At 66.8% G+C, this 998-nt stretch carries 1 protein-coding gene and 1 pseudogene; one reads left to right on the forward strand and one right to left on the reverse strand.

The window, feature by feature from the left end; genetic code table 11:
• Window positions 1-386 (forward strand): annotated as a pseudogene (locus EN893_RS35540) (hypothetical protein); the annotation flags it as partial.
• Here EN893_RS35540 and EN893_RS35545 read toward each other — a convergent pair.
• Entirely contained in the window at window positions 381-929 is a 549-nt protein-coding gene (locus tag EN893_RS35545) for a gluconokinase (RefSeq protein WP_127271875.1), read from the reverse strand. The pseudogene EN893_RS35540 and the gene EN893_RS35545 overlap by 6 nt on opposite strands.
• Window positions 930-998: the final 69 nt, after the last annotated feature.

The raw sequence follows: 998 nt of genomic DNA on the forward strand, positions 1-998 counted from the left end.
ACACCGTCCATGCCGGCACGACTTTCACCGAGGCAGCCATGGGCGAAAGCGGCTGGACGCACCTCGCCTCGGCGCCGGCGAATTTTGCCGCCAGGGGCAGAACCGCCCTGTTTGCCATGTCGACCTTCGAAGTGGTTCCCTTCATCGAGTACCGCGCCGTGCTCAGCCCCGAGTTGACGCCGGAGGCATCTGTAACCCCGGCGAAGGACACCGCCAGGGATGGCGCCAAGAACATGGCTGTGCAGGCGCACTACATCCTGCTCAAGCGCGACCGCCTGCTGGAAGCGCTGAGGCTCTACCCCGAGCAGATGCTGACGTGGTCCCGCCGGCAGCGGCTGACCGAGGCGCCGGACAGCACCGGCATCGGAATGGATGAAGGCTCATGACCGGCGTATCAGGCGGACCGCGCCGGCGACGAGCTCACCGACCGGACGTGTGGCATCGAGTGTCAAGGCGCGCTCTTCCGCAACCGGCGGCTCGAGGATGGCGAACTGGCTGTCGACCAGGCTTGCCGGCATGAAATGGCCTTTGCGGCTGCCGACACGCTGCCTGGCCGTGGCAGGGTCGATCTCCAGATAGAGGAAGACGATTTCCGGGCAGAAGCTGCTCAGCCGGTCGCGGTAGCTGCGCTTCAGTGCCGAGCAGGCGGCAATCACGCCCTGTCCGCTGCCCACCGACTCCGCGATGCGCTCGCCGATCGCGTTGAGCCAGCCTTCGCGCAGTTGATCGGTAAGCGGTTCGCCGCTTGCCATGCGTGCGACGTTTTCCGGCGGATGCAGCTTGTCGCCCTCGATAAAGGCAACGCCCAGAGCGGCCGCCAGCGCAATACCGACGGCCGACTTGCCGCAGCCGGCGACGCCCATCACCACGATGGCCGGAGGCACCGAGCCGGGAGCGCCCGCTGGCGCCTGTGTTGCCTTTTCGTCCACGGTCAGCGGCTTGCCGGCGCGCGGCCGTAGAGCAACAGCATGGCGACAATGACGACGCCGTAGATGATC

The sequence above is a fragment of the Mesorhizobium sp. M7A.F.Ca.CA.004.04.2.1 genome, assembly GCF_004022825.1.
GTDB lineage: Bacteria > Pseudomonadota > Alphaproteobacteria > Rhizobiales > Rhizobiaceae > Mesorhizobium.